The sequence below is a fragment of the Staphylococcus gallinarum genome (assembly GCF_000875895.1).
Taxonomy (GTDB): Bacteria; Bacillota; Bacilli; order Staphylococcales; family Staphylococcaceae; genus Staphylococcus; species Staphylococcus gallinarum.
Map to the genome: position 1 here is coordinate 1 of NZ_JXCF01000155.1, position 424 is coordinate 424.

1 protein-coding gene is annotated in these 424 nt (G+C 42.9%); it reads right to left on the reverse strand.

Features of this window, described 5'->3' with window-relative positions:
• On the reverse strand, positions 1-424 hold a 424-nt coding region (gene asp1 / locus SH09_RS13865; protein ID WP_158001742.1), incomplete at both ends, for an accessory Sec system glycosyltransferase Asp1.

The window sequence follows — 424 nt, forward strand, 5'->3', positions numbered from 1 at the left end:
ATCCGATATATGTTTCATGTAACTGACTACTGATATTCGGCAACATTTGTGCATCGAAAGGTGTAATACGCATCAGGCGATTCGACAATTGCTTCGTCGCGCGATATGTGATCAAGCGTTGCTCATTCTCTAACGTATCAACTAACCAACTCGCTTCACGGTCCAACGTTTCAAACTGTGCATCTGATGCTTGAAGGCGCTGTTGAAATACAGAATAACAACGTTTATTGGCTGAAAAAATATCAGCAAGCATCGCGTTGTGACAAACATCAGCCGCAATCACAATGGCGTCTGGTTGTGCCATCTCTTGATCGCGATAATGTATTAAATACTCCTTAATAACTGCCTCCATAGATGGGTAATACGATTCTACAAAGTGCGTCTGGTACTGTGGATTCACACGGACTTTCCCGTCAGACAATTG